Genomic DNA, 22,813 nt, shown 5'->3' with positions numbered 1-22,813 from the left:
AGGCCTCAGGATCACCTGAGGCCTTTGCTTCATCTGCATCAGTCGAGAGGCGGAAGGCTCACAACCCCTTCACGATCCCCTCGACCATCTTCTTGGCGTCGCCGAACAGCATCATCGTGTTGTCCCGGAAGAACAGCTCGTTCTCGACCCCGGCATAGCCCGAGGCCATGCCGCGCTTGATGAAGAGAACCGTTCGGGCCTTTTCGACATCCAGGATCGGCATGCCGTAGATGGCGCTGGTCGGGTCGGTCTTGGCGGCCGGATTGGTGACGTCATTGGCGCCGATCACGAAGGCTACGTCTGCCGTCGAGAATTCGCTGTTGATGTCTTCCAGCTCGAACACCTCATCATAAGGAACGTGGGCTTCGGCCAGCAGCACGTTCATGTGGCCCGGCATGCGGCCGGCGACGGGGTGGATGGCGTATTTCACCTCGACCCCTTCCTCCTTCAGCTTGTCGGCCATTTCGCGCAGGATGTGCTGGGCCTGGGAGACGGCCATGCCGTAGCCGGGCACGATGATCACCTTGCTGGCGTTCTTCATGATGAAGGCGGCGTCGTCGGCGCTGCCCTGCTTGACGGGACGGGTCTCCGCCTTGCCGCCGGGACCGGCCACGGCGTCGGCGGCGCCGAAGCCGCCGAGGATCACCGAGATGAACGAGCGATTCATCGCCTTGCACATGATGTAGGACAGGATCGCGCCCGATGAGCCGACCAAGGCCCCGGTAATGATCAGGGTCGTGTTCTCGAGCGTGAAGCCCAAAGCCGCCGCCGCCCAGCCCGAATAGCTGTTGAGCATCGACACCACGACCGGCATGTCGGCGCCGCCGATCGGGATGATCAGGGTGATCCCGATGATCAGGGCCAGGGCGAAGATCCCCCAGAAGGCCCAGATCGCCGCGCCGCCCGAGGCCACCAGCACCGCGACCAGGGCGACGATGCCCAGGGCCAGGGCGATATTGAGCGCGTGGCGGGCCGGCAGCAGGATCGGCGCGCCGCCCATATTGCCGTTCAACTTGGCGAAGGCGATGACCGAGCCGGTGAAGGTGACGGCGCCGATGGCCAGACCCAGGGACAGCTCGATCAGGCTGTTGAGGTGGATGTGGCCGTCCGCCCCCAGGATGCCATAGGCGGCGGGGGTGTAGATGGCGGCGACCGCCACCAGGCAGGCGGCCATGCCGACCAGGCTGTGGAAGGCGGCGACCAGCTGCGGCATCGAGGTCATCGGCACCTTGCGGGCGATCACCGCACCGACCCCGCCGCCGACGGCGACGCCGGCGATGATCAGACCCAGGGTGACGACGTCCAAGGCGCCCTGGCTCCACAGAGTGGCCAGGGTGGTGCCGACGGCGATGGCCATGCCGATCATGCCGTTGCGGTTACCCGCCTGGCTGGTGACCGGGCTGGACAGGCCTCGAAGAGCCAGGATGAACAGAACCCCGGAGACGATGTAGAGGATGGCGGCGAGATTGGCGTTCATTCGGAGGTCCCCCCGGACGGCGGCGCCTTTTCGGCGCGCAAATTGGCGAGCAGCAGGGCCACGCCCATGCCAACGGCAAAGGGCGAGAGCCAGCGAAGGATGTCGGCGGCGGCGCTGGTCCCGGCCTGCAGGCCGATGGCGTTGGCGCTAAGGCCGATCGCGATCAGCAGGAAGGCCGGCGCGAAGGCCGCGCCATTACCGGCGGCCTTCTTGCGGGGCAGCACCATGGAGACGCCGGCGGCGATGATCAGTACGATCAGGGCCGCCAGGGTCAGGGTGGCGAAGCCGCTCACTTGGCCTTGTCCTTCTTCTTGTACATGGCCAGCATCCGGTTGGTGACGAGGAAGCCGCCGAAGATATTGACCGCCGCGAAGGCTGCGGCCAGGGCGCCGGCCCCCTTGGAGATCCAGACCGAGCCGGTGACGGCTTCGCCCGAACCGCCATGAGCGGCGGCGGCGAGAAGGGCCCCGACGATGATCACGGAGGAAATGGCGTTGGTCACGGCCATCAGCGGCGTGTGCAGGGCGGGCGTCACGCTCCACACGACGTAATAGCCCACGAAGATGGCGAGCACGAAGATCGCCAGACGGAACACGGTGGGGTCGACGGCTTCCATGGGAGCCTCCCTTTCGATGCGGTTTGCTAGGCGGTCTTCAGCGAAGGATGGACGATCTCGCCACCTTGAGTGACCAGGGCGGCCTTGAGGATCTCATCCTCGAAGTTGGGCGCGAAGCCCCCCTCCTTGTTCAGGAACAGACCCGACAGGGCGAGAAGGTTACGGGCGTAGAGCGCGCTGGCGTCCGTGGCGATACGGCCGGGCAGATTGGGGATGCCCAGGATCTTGACGCCGTTGGCGGTGACCGCCGTCTCGCCCAGCTTGGCCCCGACGACATTGCCGCCCTGCTCGATGGCCAGATCGACGATGATCGAGCCTGGACGCATCGAGGCTACCTGCTCGGCGCTGACCAGCTTGGGCGCCGGCCGGCCAGGAATCAAGGCGGTGGTGATGACGATGTCCTGCTTGGCGATGTGGGCGGAGACCAGCTCGGCCTGCTTGGCCTGATATTCCTTCGACATTTCCTTGGCGTAGCCGCCGGCGGTCTGGGCGTTCTTGAACTCCTCGTCCTCGACGGCGAGGAACTTGGCGCCCAGCGACTCGACCTGTTCCTTGGTGGCCGGACGAACGTCCGTGGCGGTGACCACCGCGCCCAGGCGGCGGGCTGTGGCGATGGCCTGCAGGCCGGCGACACCGACCCCCATGATGAACACCTTGGCGGCGGCGATCGTGCCGGCGGCGGTCATCATCATCGGCAGAGCCTTGCCATAGGCTTCCGCCCCCTCGATCACGGCGCGATAGCCGGCGAGGTTGGCCTGGCTGGACAGCATATCCATCACCTGGGCCCGCGTGATGCGCGGGATGAATTCCATGGCGATGGCGCTGGCGCCCGCCTTGGCCAGGGCGTCCAGCGTCTCTTTATCCTGATACGGATTGAGCGCGGCGGCGACGATCGCGCCGCTCTTGAGCGCCGCGATCTCGGCGGCTTCGGGCGCGCGGACCTTGAACAGGATGTCGGCGCCGGTGATGGCCGCCTTGGCGGTCTTTACGAGCTTGGCGCCGGCCGCTTCGTAGTCGGAGTCCGGATAGGCGGCGGCCACGCCGGCGCCCGCCTCGACCACCAGCGAGAAGCCGGCGGCGGTCAGTTTCTTCACCGTTTCAGGCGTGGCGGCGACCCGCGTTTCACCCCCGCGGGTTTCTTTCGTCACGGCGATGACGGCCATCGGCATACCTCTCCCAGAGCGCTGCTATCCCAGTCAGCTTGCGCTGCTGTTTAGGGGATAGTCTTGCCTCTTGTCGAGGCGTTACGCGCGCGTCAGGGAGAAATTATGCCGATGTCCACCGGTGTCAGTGTGCGGAAGCGGGCTTTTCGCGCAGAAACACCACGCCCAGAACGGCCAGGACAACTCCCGGGATCAAGCCGCCGAGGAAGCCCGCCGAGGTGCAGAACCACAGGGTGATGGTCAGCAGCAGGACCGCGATCGCCAGCGAGCCCCACTTGGACATCTTGCCGAACGCCTCGAAGGTCGCGGCCTGTTCGTGGATATCCATTTCACCGCGGTGGTAGTCGCCGGCCATGTCGTCGTCCTCGTTGGAGAAGAAAAGTCGTCCCGCCGCTTACAACAGCAGGCCTAAAGGCTCAAGCGGGCTATGCCTGTGACACTTTCAACCGAAAGGCTTGCCATACCGCTACCGCGCCCGACGATCGGCCGCAGGAAGCGCGAATACTCCAGAGGCGGGCTGGCGCCGAACAGGCCGATCGCCGGAATGCCTACCGAAGCGGCGAGATTGAGCGGGCCGGAATCGTTGCCGATGAAAAGATCAGCGCGCGACAACAGGGCCGCGCCGACGTCCAGCTTCAGATCGCAGACATTGACATTAATGGTCCCGCGGTCGGCGCGCGCCAGTTCCACCTCGACAGCCGGGCTGTCGCTCGGGCCGCCCAGCCAGAAGTGGGCGCCGCCCAGATCCGACAACGCTGCGCTCAGACTTGTGAAGCGATCAAGTGGCCAGCAGCGACGCGGCTCGCTGGCGCCGACGCCATAGACGACCCAGGGCCGCGGCAAGTCGCCGAAGCGCTGGAGAGCGGCTTCCAGCGCCGCCGGCACGGGCGTCAGGGCCGGCTCGCGGCTGGCGACCTTCAGGCCGTGCGCCTCCTCGAACGCCGCGAGCTTGTCGATCCGGTGAGCCGGCCGCAGGGCGCGGGGCAGATAGGGGCCGTGGGTCAGCCAGCGCTCCTGGCCATGACCCAGACCAAAGCCGCGCCGCTCGCGCACGCCGGCCAGGGCTGCGCCGATCGCGGGAGGATCAATCTTTTCCAGGATCCACACCGACCGAGGCCGGCGCCGGCGGCACAGCTTGTAGAAGTCGAAAATCTCGACCTGCCGCCGAAAGGTTCCTGCGCGATAGTCCAGATAGTCGACCGCTTCCACGCAAGGCTCACCGGCCAGCAGGTCGCGCGCCCGGCTCGATGGGCGAGCGGCCAGCAGCACCTTACCCTCCAGGGCGCGGGCGGCGATGGCCCGCAGGGTGGGCAGGTGCCACATCAAGTCGCCCACGCCCCGGTCGGGCATGTAGACCATCACCATCCCGTCCGGGACGCTGGAACCAGGCTCGGACGGTCGAGTCATCGCCAGCCGGCGAGCAGGCCACGCAGCCCGGCCACGAAGGCCAGGGGCTGATCGATCATCACATGGTGGTCGGCGTCCGGAATGGGCACGAGCAGTACGTCCTTGGGCATCTGATCGATCATATAGTCCAAGGTTTCAGCATGCATAAGGTTTGACCGCTCCCCCCACATCAGAGCGGCAGGGCAGGCGACGCGGGTCAGAAGTTCGCCAAGGTCCGGCATCGAGAACCGTTGCCAGATCGCGGGGTCGAATTTCCACGTCCAGCCGCCCTCGACTTCCTTCAGCGACCGGCGGGCGATGAAGTCAGCAATGTAAAGGTTTTCACAGCCCTGCGGCGGCGCCAGGCGGAACCGCGCCAGGGCCTCGATCAGGGTCGCATAGACCTTGTTGCCAAAGCCCGGGCGGTTGGGCGGGCCCTTCCAACGTTTTTCGGGCGGCTGGATGCTGGAATCGACCATGATGATTCCGCGCAGGCGGTCGGCATGCTCGACGCCGCAATAGAGGGTGGGAAAGCCGCCGAACGAATGGCCCACCAGGATCGGCTTGACGCCGCCCGCCTCCAGCTGCGCCGCCTCGACCGCAGCAAAGACCTCGGCGGCGAAGGTCTGGGCCGAATAGGCCTCGCGCCAGCCCGAGCCGCCCATCCCGGCCCAGGAAATCGCCGCCACCCGCCAGTGTTTCGCGAAGAACGGCGCGATGAAACTCCACCAGTCAGCGTGGGCGCCGTTGCCATGCAGGAACAACAAGCCCGGCTTGCCGATCTCGCCCCAGGTCAGGAGCTCGATATCGACACCGTCGACCGACAGCACCGAGCGCTCGGGCGCCTGGGCGATCGCGGCCTCGAACCAGGCCGGGGCCGGCGGCGGCGCGCCATCAAAGCCGGCCAGCGGCGCGGGAAGGGCGGGGGTCTGATCGTCGGCCATGCTCAGCCTTCGTCCTTGAAGGCCAGTTCGCCGGGACGCGGCTTGCGGGGGCTAAGGCCCTTGAAGACGCCTGTGCCGGTGATCAGGGTGCGATCGCCCGACCAGATCCGGCCGCGGACGGTGAAGACCATGTCCTCCTCGCCGATCAGTTCGCCCTGCCCTTCCACCCAGTCGCCGAGCTTGGCGCCCGACAGGAAGTCGCACATCAACCGCACGGTGACCCAGGAGTAGGACTTCTGCAGCGAGATGATCCTGCCCCAGGCCATGTCGGCGAAGCTCATCAGCATGCCGCCGTGGCAGTTGCCCAGGCCGTTGGTGTGATGTTCCTCGACCCGGAAGGCTAGGCGCGCATCGCCGGGCCCGCCGCGCTGCTCGAACAAGGGCCCGATCTGGCGGCCAAAGCCGCGCGACCAGTTCAGCTGGCTGAAGCCCTCGGGAATGGCGGCGGTTTGGGCGTCGGTGAGATCGTCGGACATGGGACAAATCCTAACGACCGTTTGAACAAAGCGGAACCCTTCCCTGACGACGTGTAAGGACGGCCCTGTAAGGACAGAGGAGCGAGCGGCGTCTAACCTTCTCGAACACGGGATGGGCCATGGCCGCGGATCAGCATCAGAAGCGACGGGGGGACGTGGCGTTCGCCGACTGGCTGGCGCCCCATCTGGGCGCCCTGCGCCGGATCAGCCGCGCCTTCGCCGAACCCGCAGACCAGCATGACCTGATGCAGGAGCTGATGCTGGCGGTCTGGAGCGCCCTCCCCCGCTTTCAGGATCGTAGCGCGGCGGCGACCTTCGTCTACCGGGTGGCCCACAACACCGCCCTGACCTGGAAACGCGGCGAAACCCGCCGTCGTCGGCGGCGCGAGGCGATCGAGGCCGAGATGGCCCTGCGCGCCCAGTTGGACAGCGCCGAGCCAGAGGCCGGGCTGCTGGACCGGCTGTACGGGGCGATCCGCACTCTGCCGCCGGTGGACCGGTCGCTGATTCTGCTGTCGCTCGACGGCGTGAGCTACGGGGATATCGCCCGACTGCATGGCCTCAGTGAGACCAATGTCGGGGCCCGCCTGACCCGGATCCGGCAGCGGATCGCCAGCCTGGTGGAGGACCGCGACCATGGACTTTGAACGTCTCGAACGGGCCTGGCGCTCGGACGCCAACACGCCCGACGCCAGGGCCCAGACCTTTCTGATGGAGGAACTGATGCGCACTCTGAAAGCCCGCCGTCGCGCGGACCTGCTGCTGTTCGTGATCCCCGCAGCCGCGATGACGCTGTTCACCGCCATCGCCGCGCGATCGGTGCTGAATGGGGGGACGGACCTCGGCCGCGAATGGGGCGCGGTGGGCATGCTGGCGGTTTGCTGGATCGTTCTGGCGGCCTTGCTGATCACCGGCGTGCTGATGCGGCGTCGGCGCGGCGAGGGCGGATCGCCGGTGCGCGAGACCCTGGCGGCCATGCTGGCCTCGAACCGCGCGGCGCGGACCAATTGCCGGATCTTCTGGATGAGCCTGCCCGTCTTCTTGGTCCCCATGCTGTTTGCCGTGAACCAGCTTCACGACGTCGGCAAGACCAGCGATCGCGACATGGGGCAGATGCTGTTGGTGTTCGGCGCCGCCCTGGCCGCCAGCGCCGGCTGGAACACCGGGCGCTACTTCCTGGTGCTCAAGCCCGAGGGCGAGCGGTTGAAGAGGCTGTTGGACGAGTACGAGGGGTAAATGCTCTGGTGGCCAAACCTCGTCCTTCGACAAGCTCAGGATGAGGTTTGAATGCCGGCCTCGACCATGGTCCTCATCCTGAGCCTGTCGAAGGACGAGGACCATGCGCCCTAGAACAAGCCGCCGGCGCGCAGGTTGATCCCATACTCCAGACAGGCCTTGAGGGCCGAGAGCATGAACATCCAGCCGCCGGCGTTGCCCTGCGAGGCCTTCACGCCTGCGGCCGTGTCAGGCCAACCGGACTCGCTGACCTGGACCATGGTCTCCTCGCCGTTCAGCGGCTTGAAGACGAACTCGACCCGGTTATCGCCGCCGGTCGCCGAGCCCCACTCGAAGACCAGGCGCTCGTGCGGCGCGACCTCGACGACGGTCACAGGGAACGACTCGTCCAACTCGGGAAACTTCCACGTCACCGTCGAGCCGGCGACCAGCGGACCGCTGCCGACCTCGATGAAATAGCCCGCCATCCTCTGGTGATCGACCACCGCGTCGAACACCTGGGCGACCGGCTTACGGATCTTCAGCTGCACCTGGGACTGCAGGGTCATGGCTTGGATCTCCCGTGGCCGTTTGACGCAAGTTCACACCGAAAGCGGCGCCTAGACCACCCCCGCCGCCGCCAGCACCGCGGCCTGCCGCTGGGCCAGCCCTTCCTCAGAGAAGCCCTCCAGCGACGCCTCGAACAGCGCCTTCCAGTTATGGCGGGCGCCCAGATGCAGGAAGGCCGCGCCCAGGCCGATGGCGGCGCGGTCCATGAACACGAACTCGCGGGGGATGGTGATCGGCCCCTTCTCCTTCAGGGCCTGGCGCACCTTGAAGGCCTCGCGACGGCCGTACTCGCCCGGGGGCGTATCGTCGGCGACGGTCCGCACGCGGTCGTCCAGCAGCGGCCCATAGATGAACCGGGCCCAGACGTTCAGCGTATCGACCAGGTCGTCATTGAGATTGGCGAAGCCCCAGCTGCGATAGGCCTCGAACTGTTCGGCCCGGTCGTCATTGGACAGGGCGCGATAGAGCCGCACCACCCCGGCCACGAAGCGCGGCGGGAAGATGCGGATACAGCCGAAATCCAGCAGGTTCAGATGCGCCGCGCCATCACCGCCCTGCGGCCCGCCGAAGGTGTAGTTGCCCAGGTGCGGGTCGCCATGGATGATTCCCAGATGGGTCATCGGGCTCCACCAGGCCTCGAACAGCAGGGCGGCGATGCGGTCGCGGGTGTCTTGCGGCGCGTCCTTGAAGGCCAGAAGTCCCTGCCCGTCCATCCAGGTCATGCTGAGCAGGCGGCCGGTCGACAGCGACGGCACCGGCTCGGGCGCCCGGATATCGTCGCGCCCCGAGAAGAAGCCGCCATACAGCGCCATCAGCTTGGCTTCGCGACCGTAGTCGAGCTCCTCGCGCAGACGGTCGCCGATCTCGACGATCATCTGGGTCGGGTCGATCGAGCCGTCCATCCGCTTGAACAAAGCAAACAGGGTCTTCAGCTGACCCAGATCGCTTTCGACCGCGCTCTGCATGTCGGGATATTGCAGCTTCACGGCGATGGCCCGGCCGTCGGGCGCCACGGCGCGGTGCACCTGGCCCAGAGACGCGGCCGCGCAGGCCTCGTGCTCGAAGCTCTGGAACCTGGACTGCCAGTCCGGCCCCAACTCGGCGGCCATCCGGCGGCGCACGAACGGCCAGCCCATGGCGGGAGCGTTGGTCTGCAGCTCGGCCAGTTCGGACGCGAACTCCGGCGGCAGCAGGTCGGGCACGGTGGCGAACATCTGCGCCGCCTTCATCAGCGGCCCCTTCAGGCCGCCCAGCGCCGCGCGCAGGGCCTTGGCGTTGCGGGCGTCGGCGCTGTCGCCGCTAAACAGGCTGTTGGCGCCATAGCTGACGGCCGCGCCGGACAGCCCCGCGCCGACCTTGGCGAAGCGGGTCAGGCGGCCGGAGAGGCGGTCGCGTTCGGGGTCGCGGGTGTCGTCAGCCATGATTCAAAGACCCAATAATCTTGTCATCCCGGGCGGCCGAAGGCCGACCCGGGACCCAGGGGCAAAGCCCGATGCGGTGGCCCTGGGTCCCGGCTCTCCGCTGCGCTGCGGCCGGGATGAGAAGTGAGATTTAGTTTCCAACCAGCGCCTCAAACTCGTCCACCAGCCGCTCCAGCTGCGCACACCCCGCCGCCCAGAACGCCTTTTCACGCGGATTCAGGCCAAACGGCTTGAGCGCCTCGACATAGGTCTGGGTCCCACCGGCGGCGAGCAGCGCTTCATAGAGCGGCGCGAAGGTTTCCGGGTCCTCGCGGCGTTTTTCCATCAGGCCGCGCACCAGCAGATCCCCAAACGCATAGGCGTACACATAGAAGGGCGCGTGGCAGAAGTGGCTGACATAGGCCCAGTAGTGCTCATAGCCGGGGTTCAACTTCACCGCCGGACCCAGGCTCTCGCCCATAGCCTCCAGCCACAGGCCGCCGATCTGCTCGGGCGACAGCTCGCCCTCCAGCCGGGCTTCATGGAAGCGCCGTTCGAAGCGGTGGAAGGCGATCTGGCGGACCACGGTGTTGAGGCCATCCTCGATCTTGCCGGCCAGCAGCTTGCGGCGATCGTCGGGCGTCGCCTCGGCCAGCAAGCGATCGAACACCAGACCCTCGCCGAAGATCGAGGCGGTCTCGGCCAGGGTCAGGGGCGTGTCGGCCAGCAGGGTGCCCAGCGGCGCGCACAGGGTCTGGTGGACGGCGTGACCCAGTTCGTGGGCCAGGGTCAGCACATCGCGCCGCTCGCCCATGAAGTTCATGAACACATAGGGGTGACGATCGGCCGTCACCGGATGGGCATAGGCCCCAGACTGCTTGCCGGCCCGGGGGCGGGCGTCGATCCAGGGCTGGGTGAAGAAGGTGCGCGCGGCGTCGGCGAACTTCGGCGCCAGGGTCTCGAAGCTTTCCAGCACCACGGCCTGGGCCTCGTCCCAGCCATAGGTGCGGGGCGTGACGGCGTCGAGCGGGGCGTTGCGGTCCCAGTAGTCGAGCGCCTCGACGCCCATGATCCTGGCCTTCAGGGCATAGTAGCGATGCGACAGCCGCGGATAGGCCTCGACCACCGCCGCCTCCAGGGCGTTGACGGCGTCGGCGTCGACCTCATTGGACAGGTGGCGTGACTGGGCCGGATCGCTGAACCGCCGCCAGCGGTCCTCCACCTGCTTTTCGAAGGCCAGGGTGTTGAGCGCCAGGGCCTGGGTGGAAACTCGCTCGGCCAGGGCGGCGGCCAGACCGTCGGCGGCGGCCTTGCGGCGCGTGACGTCGGCGTCCGACAGACGATTGAGGGTTTCGGGCAGGGTGAGGGTCTCGTCGCCGACCTTGGCCTGCAGCCGGGCCAGGGTCTCGTCATAGAGCCGCACCCAGTTGGCGACGGCCGGGCTTCGATCGACGATGAAATGTTCCAGGTCGGGCGACACCTCGTGGGGTCGCGACAGCCGAACCCGACGCAGCCAGGGGACCCAGCGCTGGGCGGCGGGACAGGCCTTCAGGGCCGCGGCGATCTCGGCGTCCTCCAGTCTGTTGAGCTCCAGGGCGAAGAACAGGCTGTCGGCGGCGATCGCGGCCGAACGGGCCCGCTGATCAGCCTCGAACTTGGACCAGGCCGGATCGTCGCGCGCCACCGAGGCGGCCATGGCCGCATAGGCCCCGACGCTCCACAGGCCGTTGGTGGCCTGCTCATAGAGCCGGACGCCACGATCGATCAGCAGACCCAGGCGCTCGGGCTCGGCCCGCGCTTGCAGAAACAGCCCCTCCAGGGAGGCCAGTTCGTCATTGGCGGCCTTGGCGGCGACCAGGTCGGTCTCGATGCGCGGATCGTCCCGGCCCGCATAGAGGTCGGCGAGGTTCCATTCGGGAAGGGCGGCGGTCTTGAAGGGCGCGTTCATGATCACAGGGATATGGCCCACGGCCGCCCGAGCGCAATGATCAAGACCGCGCGGACTTCAACTCTGTCAGCCACGCCGCCGCGCCCAAGGCCAGATAGACGGCCAAGGCCTTGCCGCCGAAAACGACCGGATCGACCTCGGCCGGCGACAGCATGGCGAACACCTGCAGTGTCAGCAAAGCGGCCAGGAACAGCGGCGCCGGCCACCACGCCCGCCCTTCCCGCGCGCGTCGCCAGCCCCACACTGAACCCGCCATGGCCAGAAGACCCATCTCCAGCGCCTGTTCAGCCACAGGGTAGTTCCACCATCCCAGGCCCACCTTGGCGCCGCCGAACCACAGCTCAAGATCAGGCCTGTGAACCAGGAAGTCCGTAGCCCAGTGCGAGAAAACGGTCAGCCCGACCATCACCCCGGCCCAGCGCGGAAGCTTCAGCAGAACGGTCAGGACCAGTCCGACCGCGACGGACCACAGCACGGCGGCCGGCAGGCTGTGCGTGTAGGGCATGTGATCCAGGATCAGCGCGCTGCCCGGCAGGGACGGATCCACCCGCAACCGCTCAACGCCCGTCATCACCAGCACACTCCAGCCGATGTCCAGCGCCTGGCAGCCCAGCACATAGCCCCAAAGTGGCGCGCGGGGCTCAGCGGCCTTGGCGGCGAGCGCGGCGGCATAGTGTCCGACAAACATCGACTCTCCGATCGCGACCTAGGTCTCGGCGCCCTCAACCGACTCGATTCGGCGGCGCAGCGCCTTGGGCGCCATGATCCGCCAGGCTTCGCGCAAAAGTCCGCCCAGCTCAGCTTCGTCGATCTGCGCCAGCCGGACAAGCACCGCCGGATAGCCGCGATAGTGGTCGTCGGTGAAGAAGCGATCCGGCGCGGCCTCGATCAGCAGCTCCTTGGTCTCGATCCGGCAGCGGATGGCGATCACACCCGCAACCCGCTCGCGCCTGGCCTTGGGCGCCGATCGCGCGAGATAGGCCCAGGTCAGACCCTTGCCGCCGACCGAGAAAGCGTAAGGGTCGCCGCCCACTTCAACCTCGGGCAGGTCCAGCGCCAGGGCGCGAAGGGCGGCGTCGTCGATCATGGCGTAACAATGATCGCCAAACCGCGCGCCTGGCAACCGCCCGGCGGGGCGCTCTGTTGAGACCCTGTTAAGCGCGTCCGTTAAGGCCCCGGACACGTCTCCGAAACCCGGTCTTTACACCCCTGCTGTATCACTCTGAACCAACAAGAGCCCTGTCCCACGTTGGACGCGGCCGGTTATGATGGGTGTTTTCCTATGTCCAAGACGGTTCTCGTCGTCGATGACGATCCGACTCAACGTCGCCTGATCCAGGCCGTGCTCGAACGCGACGGGTTCGTCGTGTCGCACGCCGAGAGCGGCGACGCGGCCATGGCCCATCTGGCCTCCGGCGCGCCCGTCGACGTCATCCTGCTGGACCTGGTGATGCCGGGCCTGTGCGGCCAGGACGCGCTGAAGGAAATGCGCGCCCGCGGCTTTACCCAGCCCGTGATCGTGCTGACCGCCAGCGGCGGCGTCGACACCGTGGTCAAGGCCATGCAGGCCGGGGCCACCGACTTCTTCATCAAGCCCGCCAGCCCCGAACGGATCACCGTGTCGATCCGCAACGCCCTGTCGATGGGCGACCTGAAGGGCGAGGTCGAGCGCCTGACCAAGCGGGCCGGCGGCAAGACCACCTTCGCCGACCTGATCGGAACCTCGCCGGCCATGACCCTGGTCAAGCGGATGGGCGAGCGCGCCGCCAAGAGCGCCATCCCGATCCTGATCACCGGCGAAAGCGGCGTCGGCAAGGAGCTGATCGCTCGCGCCGTGCACGGCAGCTCCGACCGCGCCGGAAAGCCCTTCGTGGCCGTCAACTGCGGCGCCATCCCCGAGAACCTCGTCGAGTCGATCCTGTTCGGCCACGAGAAGGGCAGCTTCACCGGCGCCACCGACAAGCATCTGGGCAAGTTCAAGGAAGCTGACGGCGGCACCCTGTTCCTCGACGAGGTCGGCGAGCTGCCGCTGGACATGCAGGTCAAACTGCTGCGCGCCCTGCAGGAGGGCGAGATCGACCCGATCGGCTCCAAGCGCTCGCAGAAGGTCGATGTACGCATCGTCTCCGCGACCAATCGCGACGTGGCCCAGGCCGTGGCCCAGGGCCGGTTCCGCGAGGACCTCTATTATCGCCTGAACGTCTTTCCGATCGAGGCCCCGTCCCTGCGCGAACGTCGCGAGGACGTCCCGGCCCTGGTCGAAGCGTTCATCCGCCGCTTCAACGTGGAAGAGGGCAAGCGCGTCATCGGCGCGTCGCCCGAAACCCTGGCCCTGCTGACCGCCTTTGACTGGCCCGGCAATGTCCGCCAGCTGGAAAATACGGTCTATCGCGCCATTGTTCTGGCCGATGCGCCCTATCTGCAGCCCTATGACTTCCCGGCGATCTCGGGGCTTGCGGCCCCGATCGAGGCCCTGCCGCCCGCCGCCGGCCAACCCGACCTGCCGGCGGTGCTGCAGGCCACCCATGCAGCCATGCTCAGCGCCCCGGCCGACGCGCCGGTGCGTATTCTGGATGACCGCGGCCATCTGCGAACTCTGGAAGACATCGAACGCGATCTGATTCAGCACGCCATCGACGTCTATGCCGGCCATATGAGCGAAGTGGCCCGCCGTCTCGGCATCGGCCGATCCACGCTCTATCGCAAGGTGCGAGAGCAGGGCATCGATGTGGATATGAAGGAGGCTGGCTGATGATCATCGTCCTGCGCCCCGTTTCGCGCGATCAACGTCTGAAAACCTTGATCAAGCCTTGGAAGGCGCCCCGCCAGGCGCCCCGCCAGGCCTAGGGTCACGCCACCTGGGCGATATCGCCGTCTTCAGCTGACGGCGTATCGCCAGCGGCCGCGCCCGCCGCGCGGCTCCAACCCGCCGGACCGCGTGTCACCACACCGTCCAGTTCGAGCTGCTGCAGTTCCAGCGTGATCGTCGCCACCGGGACGGACCGGTTCCAGCGGCGTTCAAGCTGTTCAGCGATTTCAGACACGGCCCGGCCGGCGCCGCCGCGCTGCAGAGCCATCAGGATCATATCGCCGGTCGAACGGCTGCGCCGCCCGCGCTTGGTTGGCGCGGCGTTGGCGAACGAGGCATGCTCCCCGGTGACACGGTCCTCGCCGAGACCCGCGCGCTCGATGGCGCCCAGGGCCAGGCTGATCGCCCGCAGCTCACCCTCAAAGGGCGCCAGGGCGCGCTTTTGGGCTTCAACCATGCGGACCTCTAGGTCCGCCTTTCTTCGCAAGAGATATTCATAAGTTGTCGCCATTGGCGCCTGTCCCTTACTGTCAGCGTTATTCCAGCGCCGATGCAGATCAGGGTCCACGCGCGCAAGAGGTAAACGTCGCCCCCACCGGACGAGCGTTCTATGTTTCAGTTAAGCTGTAACTGGAGCGGCCTAGTGTCGGCCTCGGCCGGTTACCAACACCTTAACAAGGTTCGACGAACGTTGTTTTTCAGTAAGATTTTCAGGGGACATGTTCGAAGGCCGATGGTTACCGTCTGGCCAAGTCGGGCGCAGCACGACACTTAACACGGCGTCCCCCCGAAGGGTTCCTGCGCAACGATTGCGTCACGACCAACACCCATCGCGCCCTAGCGCAAGGCGCGTGAAATAGGACTCACGCGCCTTGCTCCAGGTTTTTGTTTTCGCATCGTTTTTGCGGAAAACCGGCGTCCACTTTTCCGCAAAATGCTTCAGTCGTCGGCGTCAGCCTCAACCTCGGCGGGCCCAGGCCGTTCGCGCCTGCCAAAGCCCCGCCCGCGCTTCATGGGCTTCTTTTCGCCCTTCGCCTTGGCGACGATTTCTTTCAGCTTGATGGCCTGATTGGCCGACAGGGCCTGGTCCCGGCCGCCCTTTTCGGGATCGGCGAAGGCCCGGCCATAGGTCTCGACCCGCTCGGTGACCGAGCCCAGGAACTCGCCCTCCCAATCGGACAGGGCGATCCCGCTCTTCTCGGCCGCCCGCCTGGCGCGCTTGAGCGCGTTCAGGGCGGAGCGTTTGGCCTGGGCACGAGGATCGGGGGGCTTGGCGCGCATCGACGGGAACTATTCCCCAAGCCGCGCCAAACCGCACCCCGCAAAAATCCCGAGGCGCGCGTTCGCGCGCCGGCCAAGGATAAAGACCTCAGATCGCGCCGACCGCCGACAGATACAGGTCGAGGATGGCGTCCTCTTCCTGACGCTTGGCGCGGTCCTGCTTGAGGATGCGAACCACCTTGCGCAGGATCTTGACGTCGAAGCCGTTGCCCTTGGCTTCGAGATAGACTTCCTTGATCTGTTCGGCGACCTCGGCCTTTTCGACCTCGAGGCGCTCGATGCGCTCAATGATGCTCTTCAGCTGGCCCTGGGCGGTGGAGTTGAGGATGTCGGCGTGGGCGGCGTCGTCGGCCATGACGGAAAGCTCTTCAGGCAGGGGTGGAATTGGGCGCGGACCATAGGCGCGGCCGGCAAAAGTGGGAACCGGTTTTGCGCCCGCGTCGCGCTTTCCTTTTCGGACCGGGGCTAAAGCAGGCCGTGCGCCTGGATCATCGGCCGCAGGGCCGCCGGATCGGTGAAGAGGTGGGTGTGAAAACCCATCGCGTCGGCGGCGGCGATATTGGCGGCGTTGTCATCGACGAACAGCAGGTCGCGCGGCGCCAGACCCGTGCGTTCCAGCACGATCTCGTAGATCCGCCGCTCGGGTTTGATGACCTGCTCCTCGGCGGAAACGATCACATCCTGGAAGTGTCGGAACACCGGACTCATCGCCTGGACGTCAGGCCAGGTCTCGCTGGACATGTTGGTGAGGCCAAACTGCGGGACGCCCCGCGCGGCCAGATCGTCCATCACGCCTTCCGTCTCGGCGATGGTCCCCGAGAACATTTCCGGCCAGCGGCCCCACCAGGCGGCGATCTGCTCGGCATAGTGCGGATGCTGCGGCGTCAGGCGGGCGATGTTGTCGGCGAAGGACAGGCCGCGATCGGTCTCGCCATGCCAGTCCATGGTGCAGACATGCGAAAGGAACCCGTCGAGTTCGGCGGGCTCCCTGAAGATCTTCGCAAAGAGCGTGCGCGGGTTCCAGCGCACGATGACATTGCCGACGTCCCAGAGCAGCGCCCGGGGCCCATCGACAGAGCGTGACAGCTGAAAGTGGATGCCGGTTTCGGCGCCCGTCACGCTCTTCTCCTTGGAGATGAAGCCTTCTTGTCCTCTTCGATCCCGAAGAGGGAAGGCTTCAGCATCATCAGCCCTGCTTGGCTTTGAAGCGCGGGTCGGTCTTGTTGATGATGTAGATGATGCCCTTGCGACGCACCAACTTGCAGTCGCGGTGACGCGACTTCAGCGACTTCAGCGAGCTACGAACCTTCATGACCGTCTCTATATTCAGCGGAGAGGTTCGGAATCGCCAAAGGGGCGGCCAGAACATCCGGGTGTTTCGGAGGGTGGGCGTATAGGCAAGGGCGCCGCCGGAGTCAATGCGGACCTTCACCCTCAGGCGATACAATCTGACCGAACGGCGCCGGGAAACTTCACCGCTCTGTCGGCCTTGTGATTGAAGACTTCACGCGGATGCCGCTAGCTTGTCCGAATGGATCGTAGCCTTTTTCTCATTCTCCTGCTCGCCGGTTGCGCGGACACCTCTCCGCAGGGACCGCTGACACCGCTCAGTGCGGCCATGACGACGCCCGTCGCGGCGGTCAGTCCCCAGACCCAGGACTCGCCGCCGACGGCCACGCCCGTTCCGCCGGGCGAGTTGAGCTTCGACACCTGGCTGGGCGACTTCATGGTTCGGGCGGAGGGCGCAGGCCTGAGCCGCCCCTTCCTGGAGCGAGAACTGGGCGGCGTGACGCCTGACGCCCGGGTCATCAGCCTCGATGGCCGCCAACCCGAATTCTCCAAGCCTGTGGGCGACTACCTCAAGGGCGTCGTCAGCGACGACCGCGTCGCCCTGGGTCGCCGCAAGCGCACCGAACTGGCCTTCCTGCCCGACATCGAACGCCAGTACGGCGTGCCGCGCGACATCCTGCTGGCCGTCTGGGCGATGGAATCGGCCTTCGGCAAGATCCAGGGCAATTTCGACGTGGTCCGCTCAATGGTCAGCCTGGCCGCCGACGGCCGCCGACGCGGATGGGCCGAGGGCGAGCTGATCTCGGCCCTGAAGATCATCGATTCGGGTGAGACCACCCGCGACCAGCTCAAGGGCTCCTGGGCCGGGGCCATGGGTCAAACCCAGTTCCTGCCCAGCAACTACCGCACCACCGCCGTCGACGCCGATGGCGACGGCAAGCGCGACATCTGGGGCTCGGACGCCGATTCCCTGGCCTCCGCGGCCAATCTGCTGGCCAAGGGCGGCTGGAAGCCCGGCGTCGGCTGGGCCAAGGAAGTGATCCTGCCTCCGGGCTTCGATTACGGCCTCGCCGAAGGTCCGCGCGAATTGCCGTCCTGGTGGGAAGCCAAGGGCGTCAAGCGCGCTGACGGCCTGCCCTGGACCAGCGCCGACGCCGCCTCGCTGGCGGGCCTGATCCTGCCGGCCGGAGCGACGGGACCCGCCTTCCTGGCCCTGCCCAACCACTTCGCCATCCGCAAGTACAACAACTCCACCTCGTACGCCCTGGGCATCGGCCTGCTGGCCGATCGCTTCGCCGGCGGCGGACCTCTGGTCGGAACCTGGCCCGTCGACGCGCCGCTGTCGCTGTCCGACCGCATGGCCGCCCAGATCGCCCTGGCCCGCCTGGGCTTCGATCCCGGTCCGCCCGACGGGGTGATCGGCGCGGGCAGCCGCAAGGCCCTGCGCGACTGGCAGCGCAGCCGGGACCTGCCGGCCGACGGCTATATGTCGATGGACATGGTCCGGCGCCTGAAGGCGGCGGCGGGGATCAGCTGAGGGCGCGGATAACGGACCTTGCGAGGGTCTGTTCGGGGCGGATGGCGCCCCCTAGCCGCCCTTAATAAATCCCGTCATTCCGGGCCTTGTGCCCGGAACCCCTCGTTCAGAGGGCGCGTGAAGCACAAGCGGATCGCTTGCGATCCGCCACTCCCGCACCTGCGGCGGATAGAGGGGTCCCGGGCACAAGGCCCGGGATGACGGTTATCAAAGGCGGCGCCTATTTCCGAACGGCCGCAATGGGTCGAGTCCAGAAATAAGACTCGCGCCCGAAACCGGACCTTGAACTCAACGCCAGAAGCCTGAGGTCATCGCTCGGCGGGCGGCGTGCCGGCCAGCTGTGCGCTGAAGGCTCTCACTTCGGACATCGAATAGGACAGGCTGCGTCGCTGGGTGCTCGCCGGCCGGCTGGGCAGGCCCAGACCAGGCCGCAAGTCCTTTGACGGCCGGATCGGCCGGGGGACAAATCCGCCGCCACAGTTGGGGCAGACGTTGCGCAGGACCTGCTCAACGCAGTCGTTGCAGAAGGTGCACTCGTAGGTGCAGATCCGGGCCTCGCCCGAGGCCGGCGGGAGGTCCTTGTCGCAGCATTCGCAGTTGGGCCTGAGTTCAAGAGCCATGTCGTACCTCCAGGCTCGACGTCTGGCCCGGCGAGGTCGGGGCGACAATGACGATCTTCCCTCGTTTTAAGCCATTCACGTGGCGCTATCGGCCGTCGGCTTCACCCCGCGATCGCCATCCACACCGCATGGCTCTGGCCCGGCGCCAGGGTCACCATCCCCGACTCGCCCGCGCCGAACGGGTTGGGCCGGCTGGCGCAGGGTTCGACGCAGTAGAAGTCCTCGCCCGGCGGGACATAGACGTGCAGCCAGCGGCACTCCGGCGCGGCGGTGATCGTCGTGGTCGGCAGGCCCGGCGCGGACAGCGCGGCCGCCTGGGTCCAGCCCGTGTAGCAATGGTCGATCAGCCCGTCATGGCCCTCGACCGCCGCGCCGCGCGCCCAGTCGGGGCCCCAGACGCCCTTGTGCAGGACGGTGGGCAGGACGTCCTGGTCGATCATCCAGACGCCGTCGACCGACGCCTTGAGGACCTCGCCCGCGCGGCGCGGGAAATAGGGGTGGAAGCCCAGGCCGGCGGGCATCGGCTCATCGCCGGTATTGGTCACCGACAGGGCGATCGACAGGCTGGCCTCGCCCAGCACGATGCGTTGCTCGGCGCGGTAGGCCCAGGGCCAGTCCGACGGCGCGTGATCATAGGCGAGGACAGCCTCGGCCCCGGTGGCCGTCTCGACCGTCCAGGCGGCGCGCCAGCCCTGGCCATGCAGCGCGTGGGGATGGTCGCCGAGGTTCGGCGGCAGGGTCACCGCGCGGCCCCCGAACGCGAACCGGCCCTGGGGGATGCGGTTGCAGAACGGGACCAGGGGGAAGCTGGCCGTATCCAGCGCGTCGGTCGCGCCCGCCGGCGTGGGGCGCAGGACGTTTCGCCCGCCCACGGTGAACCGCGTGACGGCGCCGCCGACCTCGGGAGAAAGCTCAAGGCGCGCCGCGCCGTTTTCCAAGACGATCATGAGCGCCTGGGTAGGGCCAAGCCTGATTGCTGACAAGTCTGGGCGCGGGCCGCTTGCACAGGTCCGTTGGCCGATGCTCAACTCCGGCCATGATCGAGACACTCTCCGCCACGACGGCGCGGCGTATGGCGCTGGCGGCGCAGGGATTTGGCAAGGCGCGCCCCGCCGCGCCGGGCCGGCGGCATGTGCTCTCGACCATCGACACCCTGGGTCTGTTGCAGATCGACTCGGTGAACGTGGTGTCGCGCTCACACTATCTGCCGCTGTTTTCGCGACTGGGCGATTATCCGCGCACCCTTCTGGAAGACGTCGCCTGGGGGAAAAAGCCTGACCTGGTCGAATACTGGGGTCACGAGGCGTCGCTGATGCCGCGCGACCTGCACCCCTTGTTCCGTTGGCGGATGGACGACGCCAGGGCCGGGGTCGGCGTCTGGAAGGGCGTGGCCAGGTTTCTCGACAGCCATCCCGACCTGATCGCCAAGGCGCTGGACGAGATCCGCCGACGCGGCCCGCTTTCGGCTGGCGAACTGGAGATCGGGGCCAAGAAGGGGCCCGGCGGCTGGTGGGGCTGGAGCGAGTCCAAGCGCGCCGTCGAATGCCTGTTCTGGGCCGGCGAGCTGACCACCGCCACGCGCCGGGCCGGCTTCGAGCGGGTGTACGGCACGCCCGAGCAGGTGCTGCCCGCCGTCATCCGCGATGCGCCCACGCCGAGCCGCGAGGACGCCCACCGCGCGCTGATCGCTCGCGCCGCCAAGGCGATGGGCGTGGCCACCGAACGCGACCTGCGAGACTATTTCCGGATGGGCCCCGCCGAGAGCCGCGCCCGCATCGCCGAACTGGTGGAGATGGGCGTGCTCACCCCCGCCAAGGTCGAGGGCTGGGACCAGACGGCCTATGTGGCCGAGGGCGCGGCGCGGCCCCGAAAGATCGACGCTCGCGCCCTGCTCTCGCCGTTCGACAACCTGATCTGGTTTCGTGAGCGGACCGAACGGATCTTCGACGCCCGCATCCGGCTGGAAATCTACACCCCGGCCCATCTGCGCACCCACGGCTATTATGTGCTGCCATTCCTGCAGGGCGACGTCCTGACCGCCCGCGTCGACCTCAAGGCCGACCGCAAGACGGGCCGCCTCCTGGTTCAGGCGACGCACGCCGAACCGGTCGCCAATGGCGAGACGCCTGCCGCCCTCGCCCAGGAGCTCAGGGTGATGGCCGAGTGGTTGAAGCTTGCGGATGTCTGGGTCGCCGACAAGGGCGACCTGGCGGCGGATCTGAAAGCGGCGCTGGCCGCTTGAAGCCTATTGATAGACACAACCGACCCCGCTCGCGCTTCGCGAGGCGGGGCGCGCGTCAGCGCCGGTCCAAGACGGGCTGACGGCTCAGCGAGGCGAACGACGGGCCGTCTGACCCGACAGGACTCAGGCGACCTCGCGGGCCTCGTTGAGGCACTCGCTGATTGCGCGGGCGCAGCCTGGGATACCCAGGGCGCCGACGAACGACATGGCCACAGCCCCGACCAGCATGATCGGCTGGAACAGAAGGGTCAGGGGTTGGAAGAAGCGCATGGGGTCTCTCCGAAAAGCCTCAGCGAGCGTCAGAATGTAGAGCAATAAGCCCGAACCGTGACAATTGTTCCGGACCCGAACAGAAAAGTTCAGACCGCGTTGCTAGAGCCACCGCCGTCGCTCGCGCTCCCGAAACCATAGGCCTGTCGCGTGGCCTCGATCCGGTCGAGCTTGGCGTACAGCGGCGCCCAGTCATCCCCGGCCGCGATGGGGGCCCACAGAGCCTCGACCTCATCGATCAGCAACTCTTCCGGCTCCTCCCGGCCAAAAGCCGGGTGCGCCAGGCGCTGTGGCCGTTCGGGCTCGAAATCCGCCAGCCGCCGCCGGAAGTCGACAAAGGCCTCCTCGCCATAAAGCCCTGCGCGGGGGCCGGCCATGGCGCGGGTATCCGAAGCGGCGCCGCCGAACCAGTCGAAGAAAAATGGCTCCCAGCGCAGCGCCTCGCCGCCGCCGGCCAGGGCCTTGAAGGCGGCGCTGACCAGGTCGATGTCAGACGCCGGATCGCGGGATTTCAGGCCCAGCCGTCGCAGGATCGCCGCACGCAGGGCGTCGCGATAGGCGTCGGAAAAGCCGTTCAGCGCCGCCAGCAAACCCGCCTGGTCGGTGACCAGGGTCAGACAGGCGGCCAGCTGCTGCAGGTTCCAGAACACCGCCTCGGGCTGACGGCCAAAGCTGTAGAGGCCGTTGTGGTCGAAATAGGCGGCGGTGAAATTGGGATCATTGCGCGGCAGGAACCGCCAGGGGCCGTAGTCGAAGCTCTCGCCGGTGATCACCATGTTGTCGGTGTTAAGCACGCCGTGGACGAAGCCCGCCGCCATCCAGCCGGCCAGCAGCCTGGCGCTGGCGGCGACCACCGCCGCCATCAGGACGGCGGGCCGATCGGGTTCATTGGCCAGATGCGGATAGTAGGTCTCGACCGCGTGATCGACGAGGACCGTGATCAGGTCCGGGCGCTCCAGATAGGCCTGACGCTGGAAGGTTCCGAAGCGGATGTGGCTGTGCGACAGGCGGGTCAGCACCGCCGAGCGCGTCGGGCTGGGCTCGTCGCCGCGCTGCAGGTCCTCCCCGGTTTCGACCAGCGAGAAGGCGCGCGAGGTCGGGACGCCGAGCGCTTCCAGCTGGCTTGCCGCCAGGATCTCGCGCACGCCGCCCTTCAGGGTCAGCCGACCGTCGCCCTGTCGCGACCAGGGCGTCTGGCCCGAGCCCTTGGTGGCCAGATCCAGCAGCCGATCCGTCCCCGCCTCGCGAAGCTGGGCGAACAGGAAGCCGCGCCCATCGCCCAGATCGGGATTGTAGCTGCGAAACTGATGACCGTGATAGCGCATGGCCAGGGGCTGGGGCTGATTGTCCGGCAACGGCTCAAAACGGCCAAACGTCGCGATCCACTCAGGATCGGTCAGGCCGTCCAGCCCCACGCTCGCCGCCGCGCGATCATTTCGGAAGCGCAGGCGGGTCATGGGGAAGTCCGCGGCGGCCACCGGATCGGCGAAGTCGCCGCCCAAGGTCATGAACTTCGGATCGGGACGATAGGCGGACGAGGGTCTCATGGCTCGCAGATGAGCCTCCCGA

27 protein-coding genes are annotated in these 22,813 nt (G+C 67.2%); 5 read left to right on the top strand and 22 right to left on the bottom strand.

The features are described from left to right. Positions 1-58: 58 nt before the first annotated feature. The 8 genes from ACW18B_RS05845 to ACW18B_RS05810 all read right to left on the bottom strand — a co-directional run bounded on the left by ACW18B_RS05845 (position 59) and on the right by ACW18B_RS05810 (position 6,062). Positions 59-1,477 (bottom strand): NAD(P)(+) transhydrogenase (Re/Si-specific) subunit beta, encoded by a 1,419-nt coding sequence (locus ACW18B_RS05845; protein WP_492050328.1) that lies wholly within the window; start codon positions 1,475-1,477, stop codon positions 59-61. After that, positions 1,474-1,770, bottom strand: coding sequence for a hypothetical protein (locus ACW18B_RS05840; protein ID WP_492050326.1), 297 nt, complete (start codon positions 1,768-1,770; stop codon positions 1,474-1,476). Before ACW18B_RS05840 ends, ACW18B_RS05845 begins: the two co-directional genes overlap by 4 nt. Beyond that, complete coding sequence (locus ACW18B_RS05835) at positions 1,767-2,093, bottom strand: NAD(P) transhydrogenase subunit alpha part 2 (RefSeq protein ID WP_492050325.1); 327 nt, start codon at positions 2,091-2,093, stop codon at positions 1,767-1,769. The genes ACW18B_RS05840 and ACW18B_RS05835 overlap by 4 nt, the downstream gene beginning before the upstream one ends. Positions 2,094-2,119: 26 nt before the next feature. Further along, entirely contained in the window at positions 2,120-3,262 is a 1,143-nt protein-coding gene (locus tag ACW18B_RS05830) for a Re/Si-specific NAD(P)(+) transhydrogenase subunit alpha (RefSeq protein WP_492050324.1), read from the bottom strand. Between the two features lie 118 nt (positions 3,263-3,380). Then, positions 3,381-3,611: an aa3-type cytochrome c oxidase subunit IV gene (locus ACW18B_RS05825; RefSeq protein ID WP_492050322.1), complete on the bottom strand. Its 231-nt coding sequence runs from the start codon at positions 3,609-3,611 to the stop codon at positions 3,381-3,383. A gap of 53 nt (positions 3,612-3,664) precedes the next feature. After that, positions 3,665-4,615, bottom strand: a complete 951-nt coding sequence (locus tag ACW18B_RS05820; protein ID WP_492050320.1) for a glycosyltransferase family 9 protein — start codon at positions 4,613-4,615, stop codon at positions 3,665-3,667. 44 nt (positions 4,616-4,659) lie between these two features. Continuing rightward, on the bottom strand, positions 4,660-5,586 hold the full coding sequence (locus ACW18B_RS05815) for an alpha/beta fold hydrolase (RefSeq protein WP_492050318.1): 927 nt from the start codon (positions 5,584-5,586) through the stop codon (positions 4,660-4,662). Between the two features lie 2 nt (positions 5,587-5,588). Further along, on the bottom strand, positions 5,589-6,062 hold the full coding sequence (locus ACW18B_RS05810) for a PaaI family thioesterase (RefSeq protein ID WP_492050316.1): 474 nt from the start codon (positions 6,060-6,062) through the stop codon (positions 5,589-5,591). 119 nt (positions 6,063-6,181) lie between these two features. On the opposite strand from ACW18B_RS05810, the gene ACW18B_RS05805 reads away from it, so the two are divergent. Continuing rightward, positions 6,182-6,709, top strand: coding sequence for an RNA polymerase sigma factor (locus ACW18B_RS05805; protein ID WP_492050314.1), 528 nt, complete (start codon positions 6,182-6,184; stop codon positions 6,707-6,709). Beyond that, complete coding sequence (locus tag ACW18B_RS05800; protein WP_492050312.1) at positions 6,699-7,298, top strand: hypothetical protein; 600 nt, start codon at positions 6,699-6,701, stop codon at positions 7,296-7,298. Before ACW18B_RS05805 ends, ACW18B_RS05800 begins: the two co-directional genes overlap by 11 nt. 110 nt (positions 7,299-7,408) lie before the next feature. Here ACW18B_RS05800 and ACW18B_RS05795 read toward each other — a convergent pair whose 3' ends face one another. From ACW18B_RS05795 to ACW18B_RS05775, 5 genes are all read right to left on the bottom strand, one after another. Further along, a complete protein-coding gene (locus tag ACW18B_RS05795) occupies positions 7,409-7,846 on the bottom strand; it encodes an SRPBCC domain-containing protein (protein ID WP_492050310.1) in 438 nt (145 codons plus the stop codon). A gap of 51 nt (positions 7,847-7,897) precedes the next feature. Continuing rightward, a complete protein-coding gene (locus ACW18B_RS05790) occupies positions 7,898-9,268 on the bottom strand; it encodes an ABC1 kinase family protein (protein WP_492050308.1) in 1,371 nt (456 codons plus the stop codon). A 130-nt stretch (positions 9,269-9,398) separates the two neighbouring features. Beyond that, complete coding sequence (locus tag ACW18B_RS05785) at positions 9,399-11,195, bottom strand: M3 family oligoendopeptidase (RefSeq protein ID WP_492050306.1); 1,797 nt, start codon at positions 11,193-11,195, stop codon at positions 9,399-9,401. 40 nt (positions 11,196-11,235) lie between these two features. Continuing rightward, positions 11,236-11,883: a hypothetical protein gene (locus ACW18B_RS05780; RefSeq protein WP_492050305.1), complete on the bottom strand. Its 648-nt coding sequence runs from the start codon at positions 11,881-11,883 to the stop codon at positions 11,236-11,238. Positions 11,884-11,901: 18 nt separating this feature from the next. Further along, the gene (locus tag ACW18B_RS05775) at positions 11,902-12,282 is read right to left on the bottom strand and encodes an MmcQ/YjbR family DNA-binding protein (protein ID WP_492050303.1); all 381 of its coding nucleotides are present in this window, start codon (positions 12,280-12,282) and stop codon (positions 11,902-11,904) included. Between the two features lie 195 nt (positions 12,283-12,477). On the opposite strand from ACW18B_RS05775, the gene ACW18B_RS05770 reads away from it, so the two are divergent. After that, a complete protein-coding gene (locus ACW18B_RS05770) occupies positions 12,478-13,947 on the top strand; it encodes a sigma-54-dependent transcriptional regulator (protein ID WP_492050301.1) in 1,470 nt (489 codons plus the stop codon). Positions 13,948-14,044: 97 nt separating this feature from the next. On the opposite strand, the gene ACW18B_RS05765 is transcribed toward ACW18B_RS05770, so the two are convergent. The 5 genes from ACW18B_RS05765 to ykgO all read right to left on the bottom strand — a co-directional run bounded on the left by ACW18B_RS05765 (position 14,045) and on the right by ykgO (position 16,597). Then, positions 14,045-14,461, bottom strand: a complete 417-nt coding sequence (locus ACW18B_RS05765; RefSeq protein ID WP_492050299.1) for a hypothetical protein — start codon at positions 14,459-14,461, stop codon at positions 14,045-14,047. 482 nt (positions 14,462-14,943) lie between these two features. Next, positions 14,944-15,285, bottom strand: a complete 342-nt coding sequence (locus ACW18B_RS05760) for a hypothetical protein (RefSeq protein WP_492050297.1) — start codon at positions 15,283-15,285, stop codon at positions 14,944-14,946. 88 nt (positions 15,286-15,373) lie between these two features. After that, positions 15,374-15,640, bottom strand: a complete 267-nt coding sequence (gene gapR / locus ACW18B_RS05755; protein WP_492050295.1) for a nucleoid-associated protein GapR — start codon at positions 15,638-15,640, stop codon at positions 15,374-15,376. A gap of 110 nt (positions 15,641-15,750) precedes the next feature. Continuing rightward, positions 15,751-16,371 (bottom strand): HAD-IA family hydrolase, encoded by a 621-nt coding sequence (locus tag ACW18B_RS05750; RefSeq protein WP_492051622.1) that lies wholly within the window; start codon positions 16,369-16,371, stop codon positions 15,751-15,753. A gap of 100 nt (positions 16,372-16,471) precedes the next feature. Beyond that, positions 16,472-16,597 (bottom strand): type B 50S ribosomal protein L36, encoded by a 126-nt coding sequence (ykgO, locus tag ACW18B_RS05745; protein WP_492050293.1) that lies wholly within the window; start codon positions 16,595-16,597, stop codon positions 16,472-16,474. Positions 16,598-16,816: 219 nt separating this feature from the next. Between ykgO and ACW18B_RS05740 the strand changes: the two genes are divergently transcribed. Further along, positions 16,817-18,112 carry a lytic murein transglycosylase gene (locus ACW18B_RS05740; RefSeq protein ID WP_492050291.1) on the top strand — a complete coding sequence of 432 codons (1,296 nt, stop codon included), beginning with the start codon at positions 16,817-16,819 and terminating at the stop codon, positions 18,110-18,112. A 308-nt stretch (positions 18,113-18,420) separates the two neighbouring features. On the opposite strand, the gene ACW18B_RS05735 is transcribed toward ACW18B_RS05740, so the two are convergent. Together ACW18B_RS05735 and ACW18B_RS05730 are read right to left on the bottom strand one after the other, a co-directional pair. After that, positions 18,421-18,732 (bottom strand): DUF1272 domain-containing protein, encoded by a 312-nt coding sequence (locus ACW18B_RS05735; protein WP_492050290.1) that lies wholly within the window; start codon positions 18,730-18,732, stop codon positions 18,421-18,423. Positions 18,733-18,833: 101 nt separating this feature from the next. Continuing rightward, entirely contained in the window at positions 18,834-19,679 is an 846-nt protein-coding gene (locus tag ACW18B_RS05730) for an aldose 1-epimerase (protein WP_492050288.1), read from the bottom strand. Positions 19,680-19,768: 89 nt separating this feature from the next. Here ACW18B_RS05730 and ACW18B_RS05725 point away from each other — a divergent pair, with 89 nt between their 5' ends. Continuing rightward, complete coding sequence (locus tag ACW18B_RS05725) at positions 19,769-20,974, top strand: winged helix-turn-helix domain-containing protein (RefSeq protein WP_492050286.1); 1,206 nt, start codon at positions 19,769-19,771, stop codon at positions 20,972-20,974. A 123-nt stretch (positions 20,975-21,097) separates the two neighbouring features. Here ACW18B_RS05725 and ACW18B_RS05720 read toward each other — a convergent pair whose 3' ends face one another. Together ACW18B_RS05720 and ACW18B_RS05715 are read right to left on the bottom strand one after the other, a co-directional pair. Continuing rightward, positions 21,098-21,244: a hypothetical protein gene (locus ACW18B_RS05720; protein ID WP_492050284.1), complete on the bottom strand. Its 147-nt coding sequence runs from the start codon at positions 21,242-21,244 to the stop codon at positions 21,098-21,100. 89 nt (positions 21,245-21,333) lie between these two features. Next, a complete protein-coding gene (locus ACW18B_RS05715; protein WP_492050282.1) occupies positions 21,334-22,791 on the bottom strand; it encodes a protein adenylyltransferase SelO in 1,458 nt (485 codons plus the stop codon). Positions 22,792-22,813: the final 22 nt, after the last annotated feature.

It is taken from the genome of Caulobacter sp. FV2ps19 (assembly GCF_058681035.1).
Note: the sequence above shows the minus strand (reverse complement) of the source record. Positions and strands in the feature narration are given on the sequence as shown.